Annotated in this window: 22 protein-coding genes; 6 read left to right on the plus strand and 16 right to left on the minus strand. The window is 63.8% G+C overall.

Features of this window, described 5'->3' with window-relative positions; translation table 11 throughout:
- Nucleotides 1-352 (minus strand): SDR family NAD(P)-dependent oxidoreductase (locus BQ8482_RS39345; protein WP_244602852.1); only part of this gene is annotated, 352 nt, incomplete at its 3' end.
- A 297-nt stretch (nucleotides 353-649) separates the two neighbouring features.
- Complete coding sequence (locus BQ8482_RS39350) at nucleotides 650-802, minus strand: hypothetical protein (protein ID WP_244602853.1); 153 nt, start codon at nucleotides 800-802, stop codon at nucleotides 650-652.
- 206 nt (nucleotides 803-1,008) lie between these two features.
- Between BQ8482_RS39350 and BQ8482_RS17935 the strand changes: the two genes are divergently transcribed.
- Nucleotides 1,009-1,440, plus strand: coding sequence for a winged helix-turn-helix transcriptional regulator (locus tag BQ8482_RS17935; protein ID WP_208867736.1), 432 nt, complete (start codon nucleotides 1,009-1,011; stop codon nucleotides 1,438-1,440).
- A gap of 66 nt (nucleotides 1,441-1,506) precedes the next feature.
- On the opposite strand, the gene BQ8482_RS17940 is transcribed toward BQ8482_RS17935, so the two are convergent.
- The 6 genes from BQ8482_RS17940 to BQ8482_RS17965 form a co-directional block, all read right to left on the minus strand.
- Nucleotides 1,507-2,745 carry an MFS transporter gene (locus BQ8482_RS17940; protein ID WP_123148846.1) on the minus strand — a complete coding sequence of 413 codons (1,239 nt, stop codon included), beginning with the start codon at nucleotides 2,743-2,745 and terminating at the stop codon, nucleotides 1,507-1,509.
- Nucleotides 2,746-3,019: 274 nt separating this feature from the next.
- Nucleotides 3,020-3,481: a Ros/MucR family transcriptional regulator gene (locus tag BQ8482_RS17945; protein ID WP_123148847.1), complete on the minus strand. Its 462-nt coding sequence runs from the start codon at nucleotides 3,479-3,481 to the stop codon at nucleotides 3,020-3,022.
- 147 nt (nucleotides 3,482-3,628) lie between these two features.
- Nucleotides 3,629-4,333 carry an ROK family protein gene (locus tag BQ8482_RS17950; protein WP_123148848.1) on the minus strand — a complete coding sequence of 235 codons (705 nt, stop codon included), beginning with the start codon at nucleotides 4,331-4,333 and terminating at the stop codon, nucleotides 3,629-3,631.
- A 17-nt stretch (nucleotides 4,334-4,350) separates the two neighbouring features.
- Entirely contained in the window at nucleotides 4,351-5,727 is a 1,377-nt protein-coding gene (gene zwf / locus BQ8482_RS17955; protein ID WP_123148849.1) for a glucose-6-phosphate dehydrogenase, read from the minus strand.
- A gap of 16 nt (nucleotides 5,728-5,743) precedes the next feature.
- Nucleotides 5,744-6,760: a phosphogluconate dehydrogenase (NAD(+)-dependent, decarboxylating) gene (gnd, locus tag BQ8482_RS17960; RefSeq protein ID WP_123148850.1), complete on the minus strand. Its 1,017-nt coding sequence runs from the start codon at nucleotides 6,758-6,760 to the stop codon at nucleotides 5,744-5,746.
- Nucleotides 6,761-6,802: 42 nt separating this feature from the next.
- Nucleotides 6,803-9,274 carry a glucan 1,4-alpha-glucosidase gene (locus tag BQ8482_RS17965; RefSeq protein ID WP_123148851.1) on the minus strand — a complete coding sequence of 824 codons (2,472 nt, stop codon included), beginning with the start codon at nucleotides 9,272-9,274 and terminating at the stop codon, nucleotides 6,803-6,805.
- 202 nt (nucleotides 9,275-9,476) lie between these two features.
- Here BQ8482_RS17965 and BQ8482_RS17970 point away from each other — a divergent pair, with 202 nt between their 5' ends.
- From BQ8482_RS17970 to BQ8482_RS17985, 4 genes are read left to right on the plus strand one after another with little or no spacing between them, the layout of a single operon-like run.
- Nucleotides 9,477-10,490 (plus strand): substrate-binding domain-containing protein, encoded by a 1,014-nt coding sequence (locus BQ8482_RS17970; protein WP_123148852.1) that lies wholly within the window; start codon nucleotides 9,477-9,479, stop codon nucleotides 10,488-10,490.
- 45 nt (nucleotides 10,491-10,535) lie between these two features.
- Nucleotides 10,536-12,056, plus strand: coding sequence for an ATP-binding cassette domain-containing protein (locus BQ8482_RS17975; protein ID WP_123148853.1), 1,521 nt, complete (start codon nucleotides 10,536-10,538; stop codon nucleotides 12,054-12,056).
- Between the two features lies 1 nt (nucleotide 12,057).
- Nucleotides 12,058-13,038, plus strand: a complete 981-nt coding sequence (locus BQ8482_RS17980) for an ABC transporter permease (RefSeq protein ID WP_165848607.1) — start codon at nucleotides 12,058-12,060, stop codon at nucleotides 13,036-13,038.
- Between the two features lie 3 nt (nucleotides 13,039-13,041).
- Entirely contained in the window at nucleotides 13,042-13,989 is a 948-nt protein-coding gene (locus BQ8482_RS17985; protein WP_123148855.1) for an ABC transporter permease, read from the plus strand.
- 150 nt (nucleotides 13,990-14,139) lie between these two features.
- Here the strand turns inward: BQ8482_RS17985 and BQ8482_RS17990 are convergent, their stop codons facing one another.
- The 8 genes from BQ8482_RS17990 to BQ8482_RS18035 form a co-directional block, all read right to left on the minus strand.
- On the minus strand, nucleotides 14,140-15,648 hold the full coding sequence (locus tag BQ8482_RS17990) for an aldehyde dehydrogenase family protein (protein ID WP_123148856.1): 1,509 nt from the start codon (nucleotides 15,646-15,648) through the stop codon (nucleotides 14,140-14,142).
- Nucleotides 15,649-15,808: 160 nt separating this feature from the next.
- Nucleotides 15,809-16,153: a cupin domain-containing protein gene (locus BQ8482_RS17995; RefSeq protein ID WP_023800538.1), complete on the minus strand. Its 345-nt coding sequence runs from the start codon at nucleotides 16,151-16,153 to the stop codon at nucleotides 15,809-15,811.
- Between the two features lie 24 nt (nucleotides 16,154-16,177).
- Entirely contained in the window at nucleotides 16,178-16,528 is a 351-nt protein-coding gene (locus BQ8482_RS18000; RefSeq protein ID WP_123148857.1) for a cupin domain-containing protein, read from the minus strand.
- Nucleotides 16,529-16,781: 253 nt separating this feature from the next.
- Nucleotides 16,782-18,056, minus strand: coding sequence for a glycosyltransferase (locus tag BQ8482_RS18010; RefSeq protein WP_123148858.1), 1,275 nt, complete (start codon nucleotides 18,054-18,056; stop codon nucleotides 16,782-16,784).
- A 16-nt stretch (nucleotides 18,057-18,072) separates the two neighbouring features.
- A complete protein-coding gene (locus BQ8482_RS18015; RefSeq protein WP_123148859.1) occupies nucleotides 18,073-19,146 on the minus strand; it encodes an ABC transporter ATP-binding protein in 1,074 nt (357 codons plus the stop codon).
- Nucleotides 19,143-19,937 (minus strand): ABC transporter permease, encoded by a 795-nt coding sequence (locus tag BQ8482_RS18020; protein ID WP_123148860.1) that lies wholly within the window; start codon nucleotides 19,935-19,937, stop codon nucleotides 19,143-19,145. Before BQ8482_RS18020 ends, BQ8482_RS18015 begins: the two co-directional genes overlap by 4 nt.
- Entirely contained in the window at nucleotides 19,930-20,772 is an 843-nt protein-coding gene (locus BQ8482_RS18025) for an ABC transporter permease (RefSeq protein WP_123148861.1), read from the minus strand. Before BQ8482_RS18025 ends, BQ8482_RS18020 begins: the two co-directional genes overlap by 8 nt.
- 404 nt (nucleotides 20,773-21,176) lie before the next feature.
- On the minus strand, nucleotides 21,177-22,241 hold the full coding sequence (locus BQ8482_RS18035) for a polyamine ABC transporter substrate-binding protein (RefSeq protein WP_123148862.1): 1,065 nt from the start codon (nucleotides 22,239-22,241) through the stop codon (nucleotides 21,177-21,179).
- A 239-nt stretch (nucleotides 22,242-22,480) separates the two neighbouring features.
- Here BQ8482_RS18035 and BQ8482_RS18040 point away from each other — a divergent pair, with 239 nt between their 5' ends.
- The gene (locus BQ8482_RS18040) at nucleotides 22,481-23,419 is read left to right on the plus strand and encodes a GntR family transcriptional regulator (RefSeq protein ID WP_123148946.1); all 939 of its coding nucleotides are present in this window, start codon (nucleotides 22,481-22,483) and stop codon (nucleotides 23,417-23,419) included.
- The last annotated feature ends 4 nt before the right edge of the window (nucleotides 23,420-23,423 follow it).

Below are 23,423 nucleotides of genomic sequence, written 5' to 3' on the forward strand. Positions count from 1 at the left end.
GCAGGACCGCGTTGGTCACGCGGAGCACGCCGAAGACGTTCACATCGAACAGTGCCTGAGCCTGAGTGGTCGAGGACTCTTCCGCGCCGCGGAGCAGGCCGATGCCGGCATTGTTGACGAGCAGGTCGATACGCCCGGCCTCGGCCAACACGTCATCGACCAGTTTCGCCACCGACGCGTCATCGGTGACGTCGCAGGTCAGCATGGTAACGCCGTCGGATCGATCGGCGACCGCGCGACGGCTGGTGCCGAACACGCGAAAGCCGGCGGTTTGCAAAGCAATGGCCGTTGCGCGCCCGATGCCGGTGGATGCCCCTGTCACCAGGGCGACGCCAGGATTGGTCTTGTTCATGGAAGTCACTTCTTTCTTTGTGTTGGATTGGCGGCTGCAGGCATGCGCGCCAAATGGAGATGTGGCGCACGCCTCGGCGATCCGATGAGCGGCATTAGTCGGCAAGGGCCCCAGTTCGCTGGTTGGACACCGACCCCAGCTCGGTGACGGTAAGCTTGTCGCCGGAGCGCGAAATCTCGAGGCTTTGCTCAGGTTCGCCCAATTTCCGCGGCACGGATATCCTAGCCGACTGCCCTTCGGCGAGCGTGGCCGAGAAACGCACCGGGAGCCCGGCCTCACCATCGGCTATCGTTGCGATCACCCGATAGCCGTCATTTTCGTCGGTGTAGTGTAAGACGCCGCGAAACCGCCGAGATCGATACTCTCCCCGGCCATGACCGACAGCTCGCCGGCATGCAACGGAGACGCGGCCAGGAAGAATGCCGCCACGCCACCGATGAGGTTGATCATTGCGACGCTCCGTTTGGTTGATGCCGATCTCGGCTGGCCCGCGGCGACATGATGTGCCGATTGCACGCGCTGACGGTTGCGTTCCGGATGGGGGATGCCAAGGTTGGTCCTGTTCATGGAAGTCACTCCTTTCTTTCTGCTGGATTGCATTTCAAAAGGAAGTTACTATCATTTCGATATGAAGTCACTATCAAAATGATATGAACATGAAAAATCTTTCCGATGCCTCTTGCCCGATCGCCCGCGGCCTGACCTGCGTCGGCGATGCGTGGAGCATGTTGATCCTTCGCGACGCGAGCCTGGGCCTCACCCGCTTCGACGAATTCCGGAAAAGTCTGGGCATCGCCCCAACCATCCTGAACCGGCGGCTGGCGACGCTGACGGAGGAGGGACTTCTGGAAAAGCGACGCTACTCGGAGCGGCCTCCGCGCGATGAGTACGTGCTGACCGCCGCCGGACGCGATTTCTTGCCGGTGCTGATCTTACTGGGTGCGTGGGGACGCCAGTACCGTGGCGAAGGCAGGTTGGCGCGATACATCGACGCTGAGACAGGAGCAGAAATCGAGCCGGTGGCCGTGGATGCCGTCACAGGGGCAAAGATCGGCACCCGCGCGATTCGCGTTGCTACACCCGAATAGCATCCTTCCCGATCGATGAGTGCTGAGACGTCGGGGGGGGCAGCGTCTGGGTCAGTATGCCCTGGATCAGTTTCGCCCGTTGAGGTGGCGCACCTTGCGCAGTTGCGGGAACAGCACCGCCCACAGCCCGGCGACAACGACTGCCCCGACGCCGCCGATCACCACCGCAGGCACGGTGCCGATCAATGCCGCCATGGTGCCGGCGCGAAATTCGCCGAGCTCGTTGGAGGCGCCGACGAAAACCTGATTGACGGCGTTGACGCGGCCGCGCACCTGGTCCGGCGTCCACAGCTGGATCAGCGTCTCTCTGATGTAGACGCTGAACATATCAGTGGCGCCGAGCAAGGCGAGCGCTGCGATCGACAGCCAGGTGATGGTGGAGAGGCCGAACAGCACGGTAGAGGCGCCGAACAGCGCGACGAAGCCGAGCATGACCACGCCGGCATGGTTGCGGATCGGATGTCCGGCCAGCCAGATGGCAACGCAGATGGCGCCGATGCCCGGTGCCGAGCGCAACAGTCCCAGGCCCCATGGGCCGAGATCGAGGATGTCGCGCGCATAGACCGGCAGCAGTGCCGTGGCGCCGGACAAAAGCACGGCGAACAAATCGAGCGAAATGGCGCCGAGCACGATCTTCTCGCTCCAGATATAGCCGAAGCCGGCAAACAGGGTCTGCATCGTCGGCCTGTCGGTTTCGCTGCGCTGGGCAGGCTTCGGGATAGTAAAGACCAGCACCGCGGCGACAAACATCAGAACGGCTGCGGTGCCGTATGCCGCTTCCGCCGAAAGCCCGTAGAGCAAGCCACCGGCGACCGGTCCGACGACGGTCGCCGTCTGCCAGGCTGACGAATTCCAGGCGATCGCGTTGCCGAAATCCTCAGGTGGCACGAGGTTGGCGAACAGCGACGCTGCCGCCGGTCCGAAGAAGGCGCGCGCGATGCCGAACATGGCGAGCACGCCGAAGATCAACCCCGGCCCGCTAAGGCCGCGCAGCGTCAGCAGCAGCAACACCAACGCGCAGATCGCCTCCAGCAGTGCGGTCAGCGCCATGATCAGGCGGCGGCCGAAACGGTCGGCGACCACCCCGGTGACCAACACCAGCAGCAGCGAAGGCAAGAACTGGACAATGCCGACAAGGCCGAGATCGAATGGATCGCGGGTCAGGTCGTACACCTGCCAGCCGACGGCGACGGATACGATCTGGGTGGCGAATGTGGAGAGGAAGCGTGCCGCCCAATAACTCAGGAAGGGTTTGTGGCGGAAGGCGGCATAGCGCCGGTCGGGCGATGTCTGTTCGGCTGTCATTTGTGAATGGCCCCGACGAGATTGTGTATCGGCCGGCGGGGCTCTTCCACGAAGGGCGCTGGTCCAACCACAGCGCTTTTATCGCAGTTCGGTGCGGGGCGCGCGCAAAAATCGGCTCTGGATCGAGGATTTCCGGGCTACCATGCTAATTGCATGGGGGCAAACGCGCTCGGCGGAGGTGGAGAGGCTATTGGGCGCGCAGGTCGAGTTCCTTCGCGCCCTCTCTGGCTCGCCAATCTTTGAAGCTTGCGTTTGCCGGGCTTCGAACGACGTGTCAGACCGTGGCTTTGGGCTTCCTGGCCTTCTTGACCGGCGCCGGCGGGGCGGCCTTGCGGCCAAGGCCGATCGCCTTCGCCAGTTGCGAGCGCGAGGCCGCATAATTGGGGGCAACCATCGGATAGTCGGCAGGCAAGCCCCATTTGGCGCGGTAGGCATCCGGCGTCAGCCCGAAATGAACGCCGATATGGCGCTTCAGGGATTTGAACTTCTTGCCGTCTTCGAGGCAGATGATGTAGTCCGGCGTCACCGATTTCTTAGGATTGACGGCGGGGATCAGCGGCGCTGCCACCGGAGCGGCGGGTTGTCCGAGTCCACTTATCGACGCGCTGACGCTGGCGATGAGATCGCCGAGGCCGGAAGCGGGCAAGCGGTTCTTCTCGACGTAAGCGGACACGATGTGAGCGGTCAGCTCGAGAAGGTCGATGTCCTTGCGGGCCTTGTTGCTGTCGTCGGTCAATCTATTTTCTCCGTTAGTGGGGTCGCAGAATTCCTAGTCGGCAAATCTGCGTAACGCAATGACGCCGCACCACGCCACACATTATTTTGAATAACAATACTAACGCCCGGGCCAGATCAACAGGTCTGATCCCAAACCATTATAATATCAGATAATCAGGGATTTGTCGCGCCACAGTCGAAATCCTCCTTCGAAGGCGCGTGTGTTGTCGCCGCGCCTGCAACCGGCAGGCAATTCGTCCAACTCGTCGACATTGCCGCCGCCGATGACCACATAGTCAGGCTGCATGGCGGCGCGCAGCCGCTCGACGACGTCGAAGACGTGTTTGCGCCACTTCTTCTTGCCGCGCTTTTCAAGACCGCGTTCGCCGACATAGTCCTCGAAGCTGCCGCCCTTCTTGTAGGGAAGATGCGCGAGTTCCATCGGCTGGGCGACGTTGTCAACGATCATCGCCGCACCCAAGCCTGTTCCCAGACCTAGGAACAGCATGCGCCCGCCTTCATAGCTGCCGACTGCCTGCATCAGCGCGTCATTGACGATTTTCACCGGTTTACCGAACTGCGTTGCAAAGTCGCATCCGACCCAGCCCTTGCCGAGATTGGCGGGGTCGGTCAGCGGCCTGTTGTGGTGCACCGGGCCGGGATAACCCATCGAGATGACGTCATAGGGCAAGCCATCGGCGAGCGTCTGCACGGTCGCGATCATCTGCTGCGGCGTCAGGCCGGGTCCGGAATCGGTTCTGCGCTCCTCGCCGCCGGCACTGGTGAGGATCTTGACATGGGAGCCGCCAATATCGATCGCAAGCACGATCTTTTCGCTGTCCTGTGCCGGCTTTTTCGCCGCTTTAGCCATTGCGTCGCCTCTCGAGTTCATTTTGCCGGATTGATCCAGCCGTTCGGCGGTCCGAACCCGGCCATCGCATCGGCAGGGCCCCATGTCCCCGGCTCATAAAGCTGAGGCGGCGTGGTGTCGCCAAGCACCGGGCCAACGATCCGCCAGGCAAGCTCGCTGGCATCCTGGCGGGTGAACAACTGGCCGTTGCCGTTCATGGCGTCACCGATCAGCCGCTCATAGGGCGGCATGTCGCCCTTGCTGTCGTCGAGCGCGGTCAGTTCGACCTGCTCGCCGATCATGTCGTCACCGGCGGCCTTGCGCTGGGCGCCGATCGAGATCGCCACCTGCGGGTCGATGCGGAAGCGCACGTAGTTGGCGTCGCCCAGTTTGATCGGGTCGAAGACGTCGAGCGGCGGCCGCTTCAGCCGGACAATGACCTCGGTGGCGTGCACCGGCATTGATTTGCCGGCGCGGATGAAGAAGGGGACGTCCTGCCAGCGCCAGGTGTCGACGAAAAACCGCACCGCCGCGAAGGTCTCGACCGGCGAGTTTGGCGCGACGCCCGGCTCGCTGAGATAGCCTTTGAATTGGCCGCGCACGACATCGTCTTTGGTCAGCGTCCGGATCGCCCGCAGCACCTGTACCTTCTCGTCGATCAGATCGTCGGCCGAGCGACCAACGGGCGGCTCCATGGCAAGCAGCAGCAGGATGTTGAGCAGATGATTCTCGATGACGTCGCGGATGCAGCCGACCTCGTCGTAGAAGCGGCCGCGGCCCTCGACGCCGAAATCCTCGGCCATGGTGATCTGCACGCTCTCGACGAAATTGCGGTTCCAGATCGGCTCGAGGAAGGAATTGGCGAAGCGGAAATAGAGCAGGTTCTGGATCGCCTCCTTGCCGAGATAGTGGTCGATGCGAAAGATCGACTGCTCGTCGAATACCAGGTGCAGGACCCGGTTCAGCCAGCGCGCCGATTGCAGATCGTGACCGAAAGGCTTTTCCACCATCAGGCGCGCGCCCTGGGCTGCGCCCGACTGCTCCAGCCCCTGGATGACCGTCTCGAACATGGTCGGCGGCACCGCCAGATAGTGCAGCGGGTGCTGCGCGGTTCCGAGCGCGTTTTTCAGCTTCTCGAATGTCGCGGCGCTGCGGTAGTCGCCGCTGACATAGCGAAGCAGCGAGGCGAGTTTCGCGAAGATTTTTTCGTCGATCTTGCCGATGGCCTTGACGATGCCGTCGCGGGCGCGCGCCTCCAACTGCTTCAGGTCCCAGGCGTCGAAAGCGACGCCGATCACCGGCTCGGTCAGCGTTCCCTTGGCGACCATGGCGTAAAGTGCGGGGAAGATCTTCTTGTGGGCGAGGTCGCCGGTCGCCCCGAAAAGCACCAGCGTGTCGGATCGTTCCTGGTTCATGAGCGTGTCTTCCCCGTCACGAGCCGGTCTTCGGCTTTTCCACATGGCCGCCGAAAGCGTAGCGCATGGCGGACAGGAGCTTGTCTGCGAATTCGGATTCGCCTTGCGAGGAGAACCGGTCGAACAGGGCCGAGGACAGAACCGGCGCCGGCACGCCGGTGTCGATCGCCGCCTTCAGCGTCCAGCGGCCTTCGCCGGAGTCCGAGACCCGTCCGCCAAACTGCGTCAGGGCCGAGTCGGCCTTCAACGCGCCCGCCGTCAGGTCGAGCAGCCAGGAGCCGATGACGCTGCCATGCCGCCAGACCTCGGCCACCTCGGCGATGTCGATGTCGAACTGGTAATATTGAGGGTTTTCCAGCGGGCTGGTTTCGGCGTCGGCCGTCCGCTGCCTCTTGCCCGCATTCGCCGACTTCAGGATGTTCATGCCTTCGGCATAGGCGGCCATGACGCCGTACTCGATGCCGTTGTGGACCATCTTGACGAAATGGCCGGCGCCGCTCGGTCCGCAATGGAGATAGCCGAAGGGGGCGGTTCCTGCGGCCTTGCCGGGGGCGGGCACCCCGGCATCGGCGCCCGGCGCCAAGGTGGCGAAGACAGGGTCGAGATGCTGGACCGCGCTGTCGGGGCCGCCGATCATCAGGCAGTAGCCCCGCTCGAGGCCCCAGACGCCGCCGCTGGTGCCGACATCGACATAGCTCAGGCCCTTCAATGCCAGGCGCGCTGCGTGGTCGACAGCCTCGTGATAATAGGAATTGCCGCCGTCGATGATGATGTCGCCCGGCTCCATCAGGTCGGCCACCTGATCGACGATCCGGCTGGTGATTGCCGCCGGCAGCATCAGCCAGGCGCTGCGCGGCTTGGTCAGCTTGCCGACGAACTCCTCCATCGAAGCCGCTCCGATCGCGCCAGCCGTCACAAGGGCTGCAACGCTGGCCGGGTTGATGTCGTAGACCACGCATTCGTGGCCATCGCGCAGCAGGCGCCGCACCATGTTGGCGCCCATCCTGCCCAGTCCCATCATTCCGATCTGCATGTTTCTCGTCCTGGTTCTTGAGGGATAGAAGATCTACTTGCTCTATCTTTGGAGCATGACCTTTTCCGAAAACCGGTTGCCACTTTTCGCTAACGCGGACCTTCGGTTCGGGATCATGCTTTTGTCGACACCGACGGAAAAGTCGACATTCTCCCAACGGCCGGCATCGGGCCAGAAAAAAGTAAAGACGATCGTACTGCCCGGCGGAACATCGGCAACGGGCAGGTCCGTAAGATGAAGGCCGAAGGCGTTCCCAGTCGTCGCGGCGTCATGGATGGTCGCCCACCCGTCGCTGCTCCAATGGACCACCGCCCGGGCCAGCAGTTCGACGCGCAGCATCTTGCCGGCGGGCATGGTGCGGACCTTGTGGTTGAAGCGCCATGTCCGGCGCGGCGCCACGGTCCTGTCCTCGATGTAGCGCTTCACGCCTTGCGGCGGCATGTCGAAGACGGCGCCTTCACTGAGCGAACGCAGCAGCTTGATGTGCTCCGAATGTGCCCAGACCAGCGGCATGGCGCTGCCCGACGGTCCACCGTGCCGCAGTTCGCGTTCCGGCATGTCGGGACCATCCCAGACCTGCTCGGGCATCAGGCCGCCAGGCCCGGCCGAGCCTTCGAACGTCTTGAGCAGGCTCGCTGCTTTGTCCTTGCGCCCCGCCGCCAGTTCGTAATGGGCGCGCTCGCCGACCAACAGCGGCCAGGGCCGGCCCTGGCCGGTCCCGTCGAAGGGCGCGCCGTCGGCATGTTCGCCATAGCCGTCGCCGGTATAGCGATACCAGACGGGGCCCTGCGGCAGGTCGCGGCGCAGCCGCGCGTCGATGACCTTGACTGTGTCGACGATGCGCGGATCGTCGGCGGCCCTGAGGCCGAAGCGGACGAGCGCCAGCGCATCCGGGCTGACGATCGCCTCGGCCGGCCGGTCCGCGTCGCCGGGCGGCCGGTTCTTGATCGGCACATAGCCGTCCCTCGGCGAGGCCGCGCCGGCGGTGTCGGGCGGCGAGATACGGACGTAATAGCCCTCGACGCCGACCTCTTCGCCGAGTGGGGTGCCGGTGACATAGGTCCAGCGCTCGATCTGGTCGTTCCAGACATCGGCGGTTTCACGCAGATAGTTTGCCGGCTCTGCTTTGCCGCAAGTTTCGAACATGTCGGCCGCGGCCAGCAGAGCGGCGACCTCGACGGCCAGCGTGAACGGGCTGTAGCCGGCATCCTCTTCCCAGCGGTCTTCGCCGGTGACCGGACCGTTGCGCACGACGTAGGAAGCGGCGCGCTCGACCATCGGCATGAAGGAGCGCAACGCGGCGTCTGCCAGATGCCCAGCCCGGCGCAGCGCGTCTGCGAGCAGCAGCGGAAACGCGCATTCGTCCATCTGGATGCCCGGCCAATAGGCTGATCCGTCGAGCCAGGCGTTCTGCGGCCAATGCCCATCCGGCTGCTGGATCGAGCGGAGATAGGCGAGGATCTCAAGCGCTTGCGCCGGATCGCCGGCGGCGAGGAAGCCGCCCGCGGTTTCGACCAGGTCGCGCGGCCAGACCAGATGATAGCCGCCGAGATCGTCGTCGCCCATGCTGAAGCCCCAGGGAATCGACAGGCTGGCGACGGCCGCTCCGGTGGATGAGCGGTGTGTCGCCAGAACCGCCGTGCTGACGCGATAGGTGTTTATCCCTGCTATATGCCGGTCCAACGGCAGCAAGCTAGCCTGCCAATCCCGCCATTTCTCGACATACGATTTGGCCGCGGGCTCAAAACCCCACTTCAGGCAGGCCGAGGCATTTTCCGCCGCCTCTTGCGGCGTCGTTCCGAAACCCAGCGCCAGCAACGCCTTCGGGTTCGCAGCCGAAAAGCCGATCTCGCCGGTCAGCGCGACATTGCCGTCGTCGGCCCTGCGGCAGGCCGGGTCGAGCCGGCCGCCGCGACGGAGCTGCTGCCAGCCGTCGGAGACACCGACATAGCCGGCGGAGCATGCTCCCCAGGGCAGCGACGAGGCGAGCGCCAGGCAGACGCCACGTCCCGATGCAAACAGGACAGGCTTTCCCTCGTAGTCGGCGACCCAGGCGGTGTTGGCCATGCCGGCGTTGACCAGATGCGGCGCCAGCAGTGCGTAGACGCGGTGGTCGGCAACCGCGCCTGTCAGCAGCGTGAAGCTGATTTCCTGCAGCAAAGCGGGAAGTTCCGGGTCCGTAACGATACGCTTTTCGATCCGGTAGGTGCCATCGGCGGCGGTGTTGACCAGCCTGTAGGCGGGCACCCCATCCTCGAACGGCTCGACGCTGTGCACGGCATCGCGCTTTTCTTCCGAGAAATAGCCGCCGGGGCCGGTGACGACCAGCCCCATGTCTCGGGTGCAGGCGCTGTCGAGGCCGGGGTAATAGACCTCGTTGAGAATGCCGTGGCTGATCGTGAACCAGATAGGGCAGGCCGGAGACAGCGCGGTTCCGACCCCGCTCTTGGCGCTTGACGTCCAGCGCGCCGGAATTCCGGGTGCGCCCAGCGCATCAGTCGGCGTCGCTGCCATCTCGATTTCGGTCTCCTGCCCCCACCCCTAGACCAGGAGCCGAAGCCTTTTCAATCATTGCACCGCAAGTTGATCGTCAAACCGTCACCGATCGCTGTTGACAAGTGCGCCCTTCTAAATTTGTCTGACAATATTGAAACGAGGGTCGTCATAACAGCCACCAGCAGCCAACAACGACCAGCAATCCATGGGAGGATAACATATGAAGAAGATACTCGTCTTGAGTGCCCTTGCGGCGATGCTCGCGTCAGGCACCGCGTTTGCCGACACCAGCGACAAGAAGATCGCCTTTTCCAACAATTATGCCGGCAATTCGTGGCGACAGGCGATGCTCGACAGCTATGGCATCGTCACCAAGAAGGCGGTCGCCGACGGGGTGGTCGCAGCCGCGGACATTTTCACGACGGCCGACAAGGAAGTGCCGACCCAGGCAGCCCAGGTCCAGAACCTGATCCTGCAAGGCTATGACGCCATCGTCATCAACGCCGCCTCGCCGGACGCACTCAACGGCGCCATCAAGCAGGCCTGCGACGCCGGCATCGTCGTCGTCTCCTTCGACGGCATCGTCACCGAGCCCTGCGCCTACCGCGTGGTCGTCGACTTCAAGGACATGGGCAGGCAGGAAGTCGAGCAGATGGCCAAATTCCAGCCTAAGGGCGGCAATCTGCTGGAAATCCGCGGCCTTGCCGGCACCTCGATCGATGACGCCATCCATGCCGGAATTCTGGAGGGCGTCGCCGCTCATCCCGAGTTCAAGATCGTCGGTTCGGTAACCGGCGACTGGGATCAGACCACAGCACAGAAGGCGGTCGCGACGATCCTGCCATCGCTGCCGGAAATCGTCGGCGTCGTCGATCAGGGCGGCGACGGCTATGGCGCGGCGCAAGCCTTTGCCGCAGCCGGCAAACCGCGTCCGACCATCATCATGGGCAACCGTCAGGACGAGCTGCAATGGTGGAAGGAACAGAAGGACAAGGACGGCTACCAGACCTGGTCGGCGTCCATCGCGCCGGGCGTATCGTCGCTGGCCTTCTGGGTGGCGCAGCAGGTGCTCGACGGCCGCACTGACGTCCCGCATGATCTCTTGGTGCCCTACCTCGCCTTCACCCAGGATGATTTCGAGGCTGCGCTGCCGAAAATCCCCAAGGGTGGTGTCGCCAGCCACGAATACACGCAGGAAGACGCCATCGCGGCGATCAAAGCCAACATCAAGTGAGCGTGGCACGTTGCCAGCTGCATCGCCAACTGGATATCGCTAGGGATGCCTAGGGGTAACGCCGACATCGTCAGGCTGGACGGCGCCGAGAAACATTTCGGCGCCGCCAATATCGACATCATCAGACTGGACGGCACCGAAAAACGTTTCGGCGCCGTCAGGGCGCTCGCCGGCGTCGACTTCCACGTTGGTGCCGGCGAATGCGTCGGCCTCGTCGGCCACAATGGCGCGGGCAAGTCGACGCTCATGCATATGGTGGCGGGCACGCTCCTGCCCGACAGCGGTCGGATCGCGGTGCGTGGCGCCATCGAGGACCACTATTCGGTGCCTCGCGCGCAACAGCTCGGCATTCGTTGCGTGTTTCAGGAGCTGTCGCTGTGCCCTAACCTCAGCGTAGCCGAGAACACGCGCATCAACCACCCGGCGCTGAGCGGCCTCGGCTGGCGGCGCAAGGCGGCCGATCTCATCGCTGCCAAGCTCGACGAGATATTCCCGGGCCACAGCATCTCCGCCTCCGATATCGCCAGCGACCTGTCCATCGGCAGACGGCAGATGGTCGAGGTGGCGCGCGCCTTCACGGTGACTCAGGATCCGCTCGAATTGGTCATCCTCGACGAGCCGACGTCCTCGCTCGACGCGCACACGGCCGGCCAGTTGCTGGCCTTCGTCCGGCGCTTTGTCGCCGCTGGCCGGAGCTGCATCCTGATCTCGCATGTTCTGGGCGAGGTGCTCGGGAATGCCGACCGCATCGTGGTGATGCGCGACGGCAAGGTCGTTGCGTCAGATGCGGCGAACGCTTTCGATCGCGACAGGCTGGTGACGACCATGGGTGGAGCGGAAGCGCGTGAGAAGATCGCAGCCAAAATCGCGACCCAGAAGCCGGAGACCGGCCCGTTGCGGGTCCGGGCCCGCCCGGCGCGGCAAGAGGACGGCAACGAACTTGTGGCGCATGCCGGCGAGATCATCGGCCTTGCCGGGCTTGCCGGCCATGGACAGACGGACCTGCTGCTCGCGATCTTCGCCGCCGCGGCGCGCGCTAAAACCGGCATCGAGGTCACCGCGCCGGTGGCGCTGGTGGCCGGCGACCGCCAGTCTGACGGGATCTTTCCGCAATGGTCGATTGCGCAAAATATCGGCATCCGTTCGCTGGCGCGATTGCGCAACGGCCTGCTGATCTCGCCGCAGCGCGAAGCCGAACTCGCAACCTTTTGGCAAAGGAAAATCGGCATCCGCACCCCCGACATGAACAACAACATCTTCTCGCTGTCCGGCGGCAACCAGCAGAAGGCCCTGTTTGCCCGGGCGCTCGGCTCCGACGCGAAGATCGTGCTGATGGACGACCCGATGCGCGGCGTCGACATCGGCACCAAGCTCGAGGTCTACGACCTTGTGCGCGAAGAGGCCGGCCGCGGCCGCACCTTCCTCTGGTACACCACGGAAACCGAAGAGCTCGACAATTGCCACCATATCTGTGTCTTCAAGAACGGCCGGATCGTCGCCAACCTTGGTCGCGACGAGCTGACGGAGGAAAAGATCATCCAGTCCTCGTTCGGCGATGCGGCCTGAGATGACGGCAGCACCCGTCGAGACCGGCCCCAAGAGTTCTTCCGAGCGCAGCGCGCTGGCGCGGGCGCGCCTGCTGCGCGGGCTGCTGCCGGCATTGTCGCTGGTGCTGGTGCTGCTGGCGATCGCCTGGCTCAACCCGCGCGCCATCAGCTATTTCGGCTTCAGCCTGATGCTCAACCTGGCGATCCCGATCGCGTTGGCGACGATCGCGCAGATGTTCGTCATCGCCGGCAACGAGCTGGACCTGTCGATCGGCACGTTCGTCGGTTTCGTCGGCTGCGTCACGGCGACGTGGCTGAAGGAGGCGCCGCTGGTCGGTGTCTTGATCCTGCTCGGGTCGATCGGCGTCTATGCGCTGCTCGGCGCGCTGATCCACCTGCGCAATCTGCCTTCGATCGTGGTGACGCTCGGCATGAGTTTTGTCTGGCAGGGCCTCGCCATCCTCATCCTGCCGAAGCCCGGCGGCAAGGCGCCGGACTGGCTGCTGTCGCTGATGGCCTTCAAGCCGCCTTTTGTTCCCTTTCCGATCATTGCGGCGCTGCTGATCGCGGCGGTCGTTCATTTCGGGCTGATGCGAACCTCCTATGGCGTGATCCTGCGCGGATCGGGCGGCAATGCCGCGGCCCTCAGCCGTGCCGGCTGGTCGCTGCTCAAGACCAAGGTCGTGCTGTTCGCATTGACCGGCCTGTTCGGCGTTTTGTCCGGCATGGCCCTGATCGGCATCACCACCTCGGCCGATGCCAATATCGGCAATGGCTACACGCTGCTTTCAATCGCCGGCGTCATCCTCGGCGGCGGCGAATTCGTCGGCGGCCGGGTATCGCCGATCGGCGCAGTGATCGGCGCGCTGACATTGGCGCTCGCCGCCTCGCCGCTGCTGACCTTCATGCACATCCCGCCCGACTGGCAGGTGGCCGCCAATGGCGCCATCCTCATCATTGTGCTGGCGGCCCGGGTGCTGATCAGCCGCAGGGAGAGGTGAGCGATGGCGTCGTTGCGATTGCTGCTCGCCAAACCCTGGATCTGGTCCTTCATCGGCGCGCTGCTGGTGTGGCTGGCGACGGTCACCTTCACCGGCGGATATGGCGGCGGCGGCATGATCACGGCAGCACTTTCGCTCGCCGTCTTCACTGTCATCGTCGGTGTCGGCCAGATGTTCGTGATCACGCTCGGGCCGGGCAATGTCGACCTGTCGCTGCCGGCCAATATCGGCCTCGCCAGCGCCGTCGCCATGAAGGTGATGGACGGCAATGATTCGATGATCGCCGTCGGGCTGCTGGCGGCGCTGGCCTGCGGCATGGCGATCGGCGCCGCCAATTTTCTCTTGATCTGGGCGCTGCGCATTCCGCCGATCATCGCCACTCTGTCGGCCAGCTTCATCATCCAGTCGATCGACATCAGCTACGGACGCGGCTTGCAGATCAAGCCGCCGCCAGGCTTCGCCGATTTCACCAACCGGCAGATTCTGGGCATTCCGGTACTGGCGATCCTCACCGTTCTGTTCACCATCGGCGCTGCGATCGCGCTGCAGCGCATGATCTATGGCCGTTCGGTGCTGGCGATCGGCCAGAACATCCGCGCGGCGTGGCTGGCCGGCGTCAATGTCGGCCGCATCCGCTTTCTTACCTACACGCTGTCGGGCGCGCTCGGCGGCCTCGACGGGGCGCTGCTCGCCGGCTATTTCCGCGGCGCCAATGTCGATATCGGCAATGAGTACCTGCTGGCCTCGATCGCCGTCGTCGTTATTGGCGGCACGTCGGTGGCCGGCGGCAAGGCCAACGTGCCGGGCGTCTGGGGCGCCGCCCTGTTCCTGGTGCTGCTCCTGACCATGCTCAACACGTTCGGCGTCAGCGCCGGCGTCCGGCTGCTGCTGACCGGACTGATCATCGTCGGCGTCATCACCGCCGCGGGCGGCCAGAAGGCGTTGCGCTGAAGTGGCGTCACCCCCGATGTCGGAGCGCTGATCCTTGACAAGGCCGCAGAGAAGGGCATCGCGCCGCGCGATCGGCGACCACGAGATCAGATCACGCTCTATCCGACGATCAATGAAGGGCGGCGCTGACCACGCTCCTTCCGTGTCACCTCACACGTGCTTGCGGCCGCCGGCCTCACGGAACCAGCTGTCGGGATAAGGATACCACCAGCCCTGGATCGCTGGCTTGTGGTCGATGATCACCATCTTCGAGCGGCGGAAGGCATCCAGCCCTTGGCGCCCAAGCTCGCGGCCGAGGCCCGACGCCTTCCAGCCACCGAACGGCAGCGCGTCATTGTCGATCAGCGGATTGTTGATCCAGACCATGCCGGCCTCGAGCCGCTCCGCAGCCTCATGCGCTTCGGCGAGATCGGTGGTGAAGACCGAGGCGCCGAGCCCGAACGGGCTATCATTGGCAAGCGCTATCGCCTCATCGAAATCCTTGACCCGGCAGATCGCGGCGACCGGCCCGAAACACTCTTCGCGCACGATCGCCATATCAGGCGTGACGCCGGCCAGGATCGTCGGCTCGTAGAACCAGCCGACATTATGCGCCGGTGGAATGCGCCCGCCGGTGACCGCCTTGGCGCCGCTGCGGATCGCATCATCGACCAGCCGCATGACTTTCGCCCGCGCCGCGTCGCTGACCAGCGGTCCGATCTCGGTATTGTCCAGCCCGTTGCCGATGCGCAGCGCACGTGTCTTCTCGGCAAACAGCTCGACAAAACGGTCGTGAACGGCATCGACGACAAAGAACCGTTCGGCCGAGGTGCAGACCTGGCCCGTAAGATGGAAAGCGGCGGTGACGCTGCCGGCCGCCGCCACCTCCAGCGGGGCGTGCTGGCTGATTATCAGCGGATCGCTGCCGCCGGCCTCGATAACGCAAGGCTTCATGCGTTCGGCGCAAGCGACGGCTACAGCCTTGCCGGCGGCAACCGAGCCGGTGAAGGCGACCGCATGCGTGCGGTCCGAAGCGATCAGCGCCTGCGCGGTAGCCGCACCACCCGGCAGGCAGGAAACCAGGCCTTCAGGCAGAGAGCGGAACACCGTCATGTAATCCAGCGTCGACAAGGTCGTCGCCTCGGCCGGCTTGATCACGCAGGCGTTGCCGGCGGCGAGCGAGGCGGCGACGGTCCAGCACATCAACAGGATCGGGAAATTGTAGGGCATGATGTGCACCGACGTGCCGTAAGGCTCGTAGCGCGCATATTGGAACGAACCGGTCTGCGTCGTGCCGGCAATCTTGCCGGCGTCGTCACGCGCCATTTCGGCGCAGTAGCGGAAGATCGGCGCGCAGTTGGCGATCTCGCCGATTGCTTCCGGATACGGCTTGCCCATCTCGCGCACCATCAGTTCGGCGCAGCGCGTGAAGTCGGCCGCCTCGATGGCGTTGGCGAGTGCGTGCAGATGCCTGGCGCGGCTCTTGGCGTCGAGTTTTTTCCACGCCGCCTGCGCCTTGGTCGCCGCGGTCAGCACGGCGTCGACCTCGCCATCGCTGGCTGCGGTAATCGCGCCGACGGTTTCCAGCGTCGCCGGATCGATCACCGGTTTTGCCGCACCGGTCATCGGCCGATAATCCGGATTGACGAAGAAGGTCGGCCGGTCAGGTGAAAAATCCATTCTGTCCTCCCGTGTGCACGGAGCCTTTTTGAGAATTCGCCCTGCCGAGACAGATGGCGTGGTTTTCGAGAACTGAAGCGGGCGGACATTTGGGTCCGTGAGCATCGGAAGCGGAGAAAACCGCGTCAGGTGTCCGGCAGGGTAGAATTGTCGAGAAGGCTCAGCGGATCATGTAGACCTTCTTGATCGTCTCGTGGACGGTGCAGACGCCTTTCCAGTCCTGCGGAAAGAACGCCGCTGTGTCCGGTTCGATCTCGATTACCTCGCCGGATTCGTGGACATAGGTGCAGCGGCCTTCGAGGAAATGGCAGAACTCGTCGCGGGTGACGTGGCAGTGCCATTTGCCCGGGGTGCAGACCCACAGCCCGCATTCGGAGCGGCCCTCCGGTCCCTTGTGCAGCAGCTTGCCGGAGGTGCGGGATTCGCCCTCGATCATGGTTGGGATGACGCCCCAGTCGACGAGGTCGGTGAGGGCGAGCGGCGATTTCATGATCGGTGTCGGCATGTCGTAAAGCTCCAGTGGCTGGCTTCAGGCCAGCATGTAAATGTTGCGGATGGTCTCGTGGACGGTGCATTCGCCCGCCCAGCCGGCCGGGAACATGACCACCGTGGCGGCGGAGACGTCTATCACCTCGCCGTCGTCCGATCGGTAGGTCGCGCGGCCGGCAACGAAATGGCACAATTCGTCGCGCGGGATCGCCAGCCGCCAGCGGCCGGGCGTGCAGACCCAAATGCCGGATTCCGGCTGGTTGTTCGGCCCCTTGTGGACGAGCCTGCCGGTGGAGTGCGAAGCGCCTTCCAGCGCATCCGGCTGTGCGCCCCAGTCGACGAGGTCGGTGCCGGTCGAGGCTTGGTGGAGATGTGGCACAGAGGAGGTCATGCGGGTGCTCCGCCAGCGCGGCGCTCATTTTCGAGAGGCCTTCGCCCTACGGCGCCCCCCTCTGGCCTGCCGGCCATCTCCCCCACGAGGGGGGAGATTGGCAGCTCCGGCGACGGCACTCTTCTTGCGACCTTTGTGATTGGCGAAATCAGTGATGCCGGCCAATCTCCCCCCAAGTGGGGGAGATGCCAAGTTTTAGCAAAGAGGGCAGGACAGAGGGGGGCGCGAAGGAACGCCATACCCATCAGCCCGCTCACAACAGCTTCTCCAGCAGCCCCGCTGCCTTCTCCGGGCCGTTCTGCGCCCGCATCTGCGCCGACGTCTTCGCCAGCTTGGCCTTGATTGCCGGGTCGGTCAGGCAGATTTCGATCCTGGCGATCAGCTCGGCGTCGGTCCAGTCGTAGCGCGGCATGCCGAAGCCGTGGCCGGTTTCCTCGACCCGCGTTGCGTTGTCGTGGCCATCCCAGACATAGGGCATGATGATCGCCGGCTTGCCGAAGTAGAGACACTCGGTGAACGAATTGTTGCCGCCATGGTGGATTACAGCGTCGATCTGCGGGATGACCGAGGGTTGCGGGAACCAGCTCTCGACGATGACGTTTTCGGGCACTTGCGCGTACTGGTCCTTGTAGCCGCCGACATTGACCAGCGCCCGGTAGCGCGTCTTGCCCAGCGTCGCGATGATGCGCTTCAGCAGGTCGACATCGCCGGCGCCAAGGCTGCCGAAGGAAACATAGAGCAGCGGCCCGTCATTGTTTTTCGCGAAGGTCGGCACGGTGTAGGGCTTCTCCTGCCGCACGCAGCCTTCCAGATACTGGAACTTTGCCGGGTCGAGCGGACGGCGGCGCTTGAACTTTGCCGCCTCGGGATAGAGCAGCAGGTTGAGGTAGGGCGAGGCCTCGAAGAACTGGCCGATCGGATAAGGCGCTTCGTTGCTCGCTTTCAAAAATGCATTGAAGTCGTCATGGATCGGCTTGATGACGGCGTTGAAATGGTTGCGGTAGCGCTCATGACAGGCGTGGTCGTTCTCGCCGCAGCCGGACAGATGCGGCGGGATATCCTCGTCCTCGATCTCGTTTTCCGAGCAGGAGATGACGCGCACCCACGGCTTGCCGTACTGCTTGATCGCCGGAAACAGGATGACATTGTCGACGCAGATGACATCGGGCTTGATCGTCGCAAGCACGCCAGGCAGATCCTTCTCAGCCCATTTGGCGCTGTCGACGATCGCCGTCCAACAGTCCTTCACGTAGTTGTCGATCTGGTCGTAGGGCGACTTGCGGAAGTTCGGGATATGGCCGTTGATGAAGTCTTCCCAGAACTTGGCCATCTGCTCGGGCGGCATCGGCTCGGACAGGTTCACCGGATGAGCCTCGAAGCCGTAGCCCTTGTAGACGTCGACGAAGCCAGGGTCCGACAGGAATACCGCTCTGTGGCCGCGCGCCTCGACCGCCTGGGCGATGCCGACGGAATTGAGCGCCGGGCCGTAGGCCGCTTCCGGAAAAAACGCGATCGTCTTCTGCGCCATGAAAGTTCTCCTTCGATCAATCTGCGAAAATTCTGACGTCGGCGGCATCCCAGCCGAGTTCGACCGCATCGCCTGACGAGACCGGGCGCCGGTCGGCGGCGTCGGCGGTGACGCGCACCAGGAATAGCTTTGGCGACAGAGCGGTGCGGACATGCAGCTGCAGGTCGAGCCCGTGATAGGCGAGCGCCTCGACGGTGCCGGCGATCCGGTTGGCTGTCTCTGGCGACGGGAAAAGCCGGATGCGTTCGGGCCGCACCGAAGCGACCGCCGCAGCGCCGGGTGAAAGTATTGCGGGAACCGTGCCGGCGATCCGTGTGCCGTCCGCTGCTATCACCCCGTCGGCGGTGGCCTTGCCCGGCACGAAATTCATGACGCCGATGAAGTCGGCGACGAAACGGTCGGCCGGACGCTCGTAGACAGCGTGCGGTGTGTCGCATTGCAGCAGCTTGCCGTCCCTGAGCACCGCCATGCGGTCGGCCATGACAAGCGATTCCTCCTGATCATGGGTGACGATGACGAAGGTGATGCCGACCTCGTGCTGCAGGCGCTTCAGCTCCAGCTGCATGGCGCCGCGCAACTTCTTGTCGAGCGCGCCGAGCGGCTCGTCGAGCAGCAGCAGCCGCGGCCGCTTGACCAACGCCCGGGCAAGCGCGACGCGCTGTTTCTGGCCGCCCGACAATTGCTCCGGCTTGCGGTCGGCGAAAGGAATGAGCTCGGTCGTCGCCAGGATGGCGTCGACGCGGGAGCGAATTTCATTTGCCGGCAAACGTTCCATTTCGAGGCCGTAGGAGACATTGGCCCTGACGCTCATATGCGGAAACAGCGCATAGGACTGGAACATCAGATTGACCGGCCGCTTGTTGGGCGGGGTTTTGGCGATGTCGCGGCCGTCGAGCAGGATGCGCCCGTGATTGGGCGTCTCGAAGCCGGCCAGCATGCGCAGCAGCGTGGTCTTGCCGCAGCCCGAAGGTCCAAGCAAGGCGAAGAACTCGTTCTCGCGGATATCGAGCGAGATGCCGTCCACGGCCGTGACCCGGCCGAAATTCTTCGACACCTTGTCGATTGCCAGCAGCGTGCGGGGTGCGCTCATTGGCCGATCACCCCGCGGTTGAGCCGCTGCGACAGGGTCAGCGCGGTGATTGAGACCGCCATGACGATGGTCGCCAATGCGTTTATCTCCGGGGTGATGCCGAAGCGGATCATCGAATAGATCTGCATCGGCAGCGTGGTCGAGGCACGGCCGGCGCCTGATGTGAAGAAGGCGATGATGAACTCGTCGACCGAAAGCGTGAAGGCGAGCAGCGCACCGGCGACGACCGCCGGCAGGATGACCGGCAATGTCACCCGCCTGAAGGTGGTGATTGCGGAAGCGCCGAGATCGGCGGAGGCCTCGACGATCGACCAGTCGAAGCTCTTCAGCCGCGCGCGTACCACCGAACAGACGAAGGCGAGGTTGAAGACGACATGGGCGAGGATGATGGTGTGCAGGCCCAGGGTGAAATCGAGCAAAGAGAAGAAGCTGAGCAGCGCGATCGCCAGCACGATGTCAGGAATGATCATCGGCGCAAAGATCAGCGCCTCGAGGCCGCTTCCATATTGCCGGCGTATTTCGACGCCGATCGCCAGCAGCGTGCCGAGCAGCGTGGCGATGGCGGTCGAGACCAGTGCCACGATCAGCGTATTGAGGGCGGCGGAAAGGATCGCGGAGTTTCCGGCGAGCGAGGCATACCATTTCAGCGAAAAGCCCGACCAGACGGTCGGCAGCCCGCCTTGATTGAAAGACAGCGCCACCAGCACGGCGATCGGAATGTAGAGGAAGGCGAAGACCAGCGAAAGCATGAGCCAGAGGGTGCGCCGTGTGGCGGGGGAGCGCTCAGCCATCGGCGCCTCCTTTCGCTTCGGCGATACGGCCGGCGGCGCGATCGGCTGCCAAGGCCTGCGCCGTCAGCACCAGCAGCATGATGGCGATCAGCGCCATCGCCAGTGCTGCGCCGAACGGCCAGTCATTGGCGGTTAGGAACTGGTCGTAGACGAGATTGCCGATCATCTGGAAACGGCCGCCGCCGAGCAGTGCGGGCGTTACGAAATTGCCGATCGACAGCACGAAGACGAAGACCGCCCCGGCGGCGATACCCGGCACCGTCAGCGGCAGGATGACCCGGCGAAATGTGGTCGTGGCCGAAGCGCCAAGATCGCGCGATGCCTCGGCGAGCTCCGGATTGAGCCGCGACAGCGGCGCGTAGCAGGCCAGGATGACGAAGGGCAGATAATTGTAGACCAGCCCGGCGATGACGGCGCCTTCGGTGTAAAGCATCGACGGCGGCTCGCCGGTGTAGCCGAACCAGCGCAAGAGTTGGGTGATCAGGCCTTCACGGTTGAGCAGCACGATCCAGGCATAGGTGCGGATCAGGTAGTTGGACCAGAACGGCAATACGGCGAAGAACAGGAATACCGGCTGCAGCCGGCGCGGTGCCGCAGCGATCGCATAGGCGGCGGCATAGCCGATCACCACGGCGATCAGGGTTGCCGTGCCGGCGATGCGCGCCGAATTGAGGAAGATGCCGGCATAGAGCGGGTCGAAGACCAGCCCGAAATTCTCCAGCGTGAAGGTGTATTCGATGCCACCATAGATGCCGCGCCGGAAGAAGGCGAGCGCCAGCACCAACGCGCATGGCACCACCATCAAGGCGGTGAGCCAGGCCAGCGCCGGCGCCATCAGCAAAGAGGAGCGAGAGGGGACGAAAGATCTCATTGAGGAGTACCCCCTCTGGCCTGCCGGCCATCTCAAAGGCATCGAATTTGTGTTTGGACAGGCGCCCCGTCACCCGGATTTCCAACCGAATTGCGAAGGGCCATTCGGGGCAATCCGACCTCTCCCGGAGGGGAGAGGAGGTCGTCGGCGCTGGCGCCTGCCTCTTCTCTCCAGCAGGGAGAAGGTGGCCACCCACGGGTCTTGCCTCCGGCAAAGCCCGAGGACAGGCTCCGCGGCCGGATGAGGCGGTGCTGCGCCCGCGATTGGCGACAGGCCACAATCCAGCCGATCTCCCCTCTTGAGGGGGAGATGGCCGGCAGGCCAGAGGGGGGCGTGAAGGAACGCAAGCCTGATTCCAGATGCCGAAGCTATTGCGCGGCCTTGATCTCGCTGACGATCTTCGAATAGTCGCGCTGGGCGTCGCCGACATCACGCAACTGCTCGAACTTGACCAGCTCGGCCACCGGCATGGCCATATTGGGGAATTTGGCGAGGAAATCGGCCGGCAGGCTTTCCATAGCCGGCTTGTTCGGCACTTTGTAGTCGATGTTCTGGGCTGCCCAGGCGTGGTTCTTGGCGTCCAGCATGAAGTTGATGAACTGGAAGGCGGCGTCCTTGTTGGCCGACGCCTTCATCACCACCATCGTGTCGACCCACAGGTCCGAGCCTTCCTTGGGTATGGTGTATTTAATCTCAGGATTTTCGGCGATGCCGTAATTGCACCAGCCATCCCATGCCTGCACCATCAGCGCCTCGCCCGAGACCAGCTTCGAATAGAAGGTGGTGTCGTCATAGGCGAGCAAGGTCTTCTTGGCCGAGATCAGCAGGTCCTTGACCTCGGCGAGCTTGGTCGGATCGGTCTCGTTGACCGAATAGCCCTTGGCGAGCTGGCCGGCGGCAAGTAGCCAGCGGTCGGTTGCCAGCATGGTGGTCTTGCCCTTGAGCGCATCGGACGGGGCGAGAAGATCGTTCCAGCTGGCCGGCTCAGTCTTGACCAGATCCGAGCGGTAGCAGAGGCCGGTGGTGCCCCAGGTGTAAGGCACGGAAAAATTGTTGCCGACGTCGTGCGGCAGCTTCGCCGCCTCGGGATAGAGATTGGCGAGGTTGGGGACCTTGGCGTGGTCGATCGTCTCAATCAGGCCGAGCTTGTTCAGCACTTCGGCGAAGGGCGAGGAGACGAAAACCACGTCATAGCCCTTGCCGCCCGACGCGACGAGCTTGCCCATGATCTCCTCATTGGTGGCGTGAACGACGACCTCGCCGGAAACGCCGGTCGCCGCCTTGAAGGCGGCCATGGCATCCGGCGCCATGTAGCCGTCCCAGTTGGAAATGACGAGGTCGGCGGCGGCCGCTGGCGCCGACAGCGCCATGGCGAGGCCAAGCGCGATCGAGGATGTTTTTAACGAACGGTGCCGCAGGGTGGTGGCGGTCATGACAGACTCCCATTCTGGTTGATCGTCGAATTCAATCAATCGTCGGACCAGCGCTTGCGATCATGCCGCCGCTTCGATCCTGTTCCCCGGTCTTTTTTTGTTGCCGATTGACGTCACAGTACTATTGCAGAAAAAAGTACGTCAATCCATAATCTGCCAGATCGCTGCGAAATCGCCGATTGTGTCTACAAGGGCGATCGGTCAAACCGCAGCGGTCATGCCCGTTCATGAGAATCACCATGCAAGCCGTTGCCAGACGACCACGTACCAACCATCTCGATCTCGCTCAGCGCATTCTCGATGTGGCCCGGCAACGCGGCTTCGAGGCCGGCGCTCATCTCCCGGAACAGCAGATCGCTTCTCTCTGCAACGTCTCGCGGACCCCGGTGCGGGCCGCATTGCGCCTGCTCACCGAAAAAGGCGTGGTGCGCTGGGAAGCTGAATCCGGCTATCGGCTGGCCGTCGACCTCACCAACCAGGCGACCGTTGCCGCCGACCTGCCGAGCGCCGAAGAAGACGAACTCGCGGAGATGATCCTGCGTGACCGGTCGGCGCGCCGACTGGATCAGACGGTGACTATCGGCGCGCTGATGCGGCGGTATGATGCCGAGCGGAATACGGTACTAAAAGCGCTAAAGAAACTGACAGATGAAAATCTTCTGGACCGGGCACCGGGACAGGCCTGGCTGTTCAGGCGGGCGCCTGACGATCCGGAGGCACAAGGGGAAAGCTACGAGTTCCGCCTGCTGCTCGAACCCGCCGCCATTCTGGCGCCTGGCTTTCGGCTGGACGGGACCCGCGCGGCAGCCTTGCGCCATGGCATGGAAACACTGCTGGCGCTGCCCGACGCCGCGTTCGATATCAAAGAGTTCCAGCGGCTGGACATCGACTTTCACGGCCTAATCGCCGACGGCGCCGCCAATCGGTTCGTCACCGACGCGCTGTCCGATCATCTCAGGCTGCGCCGGCTGCCGGGGACTTATGCCGGCGTCAACGTCTTCCGGTTGAAGCAATCGCTGCGCGAGCACCTGATCATACTCGACCAATTGGAAAGCCGGCAGTATGAGGTTGCAGCCGATCTGCTTCGCGTCCACCTGCGGTTGTCCCGCAGCCAGCGGCCGCAGGCGGCCAGTCGCGGGGCCCCCGCATTGTTCGGCATGATCAGCCGGCCGGAATAACGAG

This window comes from Mesorhizobium delmotii, from assembly GCF_900149755.1.
In the GTDB taxonomy this organism is placed as follows: domain Bacteria; phylum Pseudomonadota; class Alphaproteobacteria; order Rhizobiales; family Rhizobiaceae; genus Mesorhizobium; species Mesorhizobium delmotii.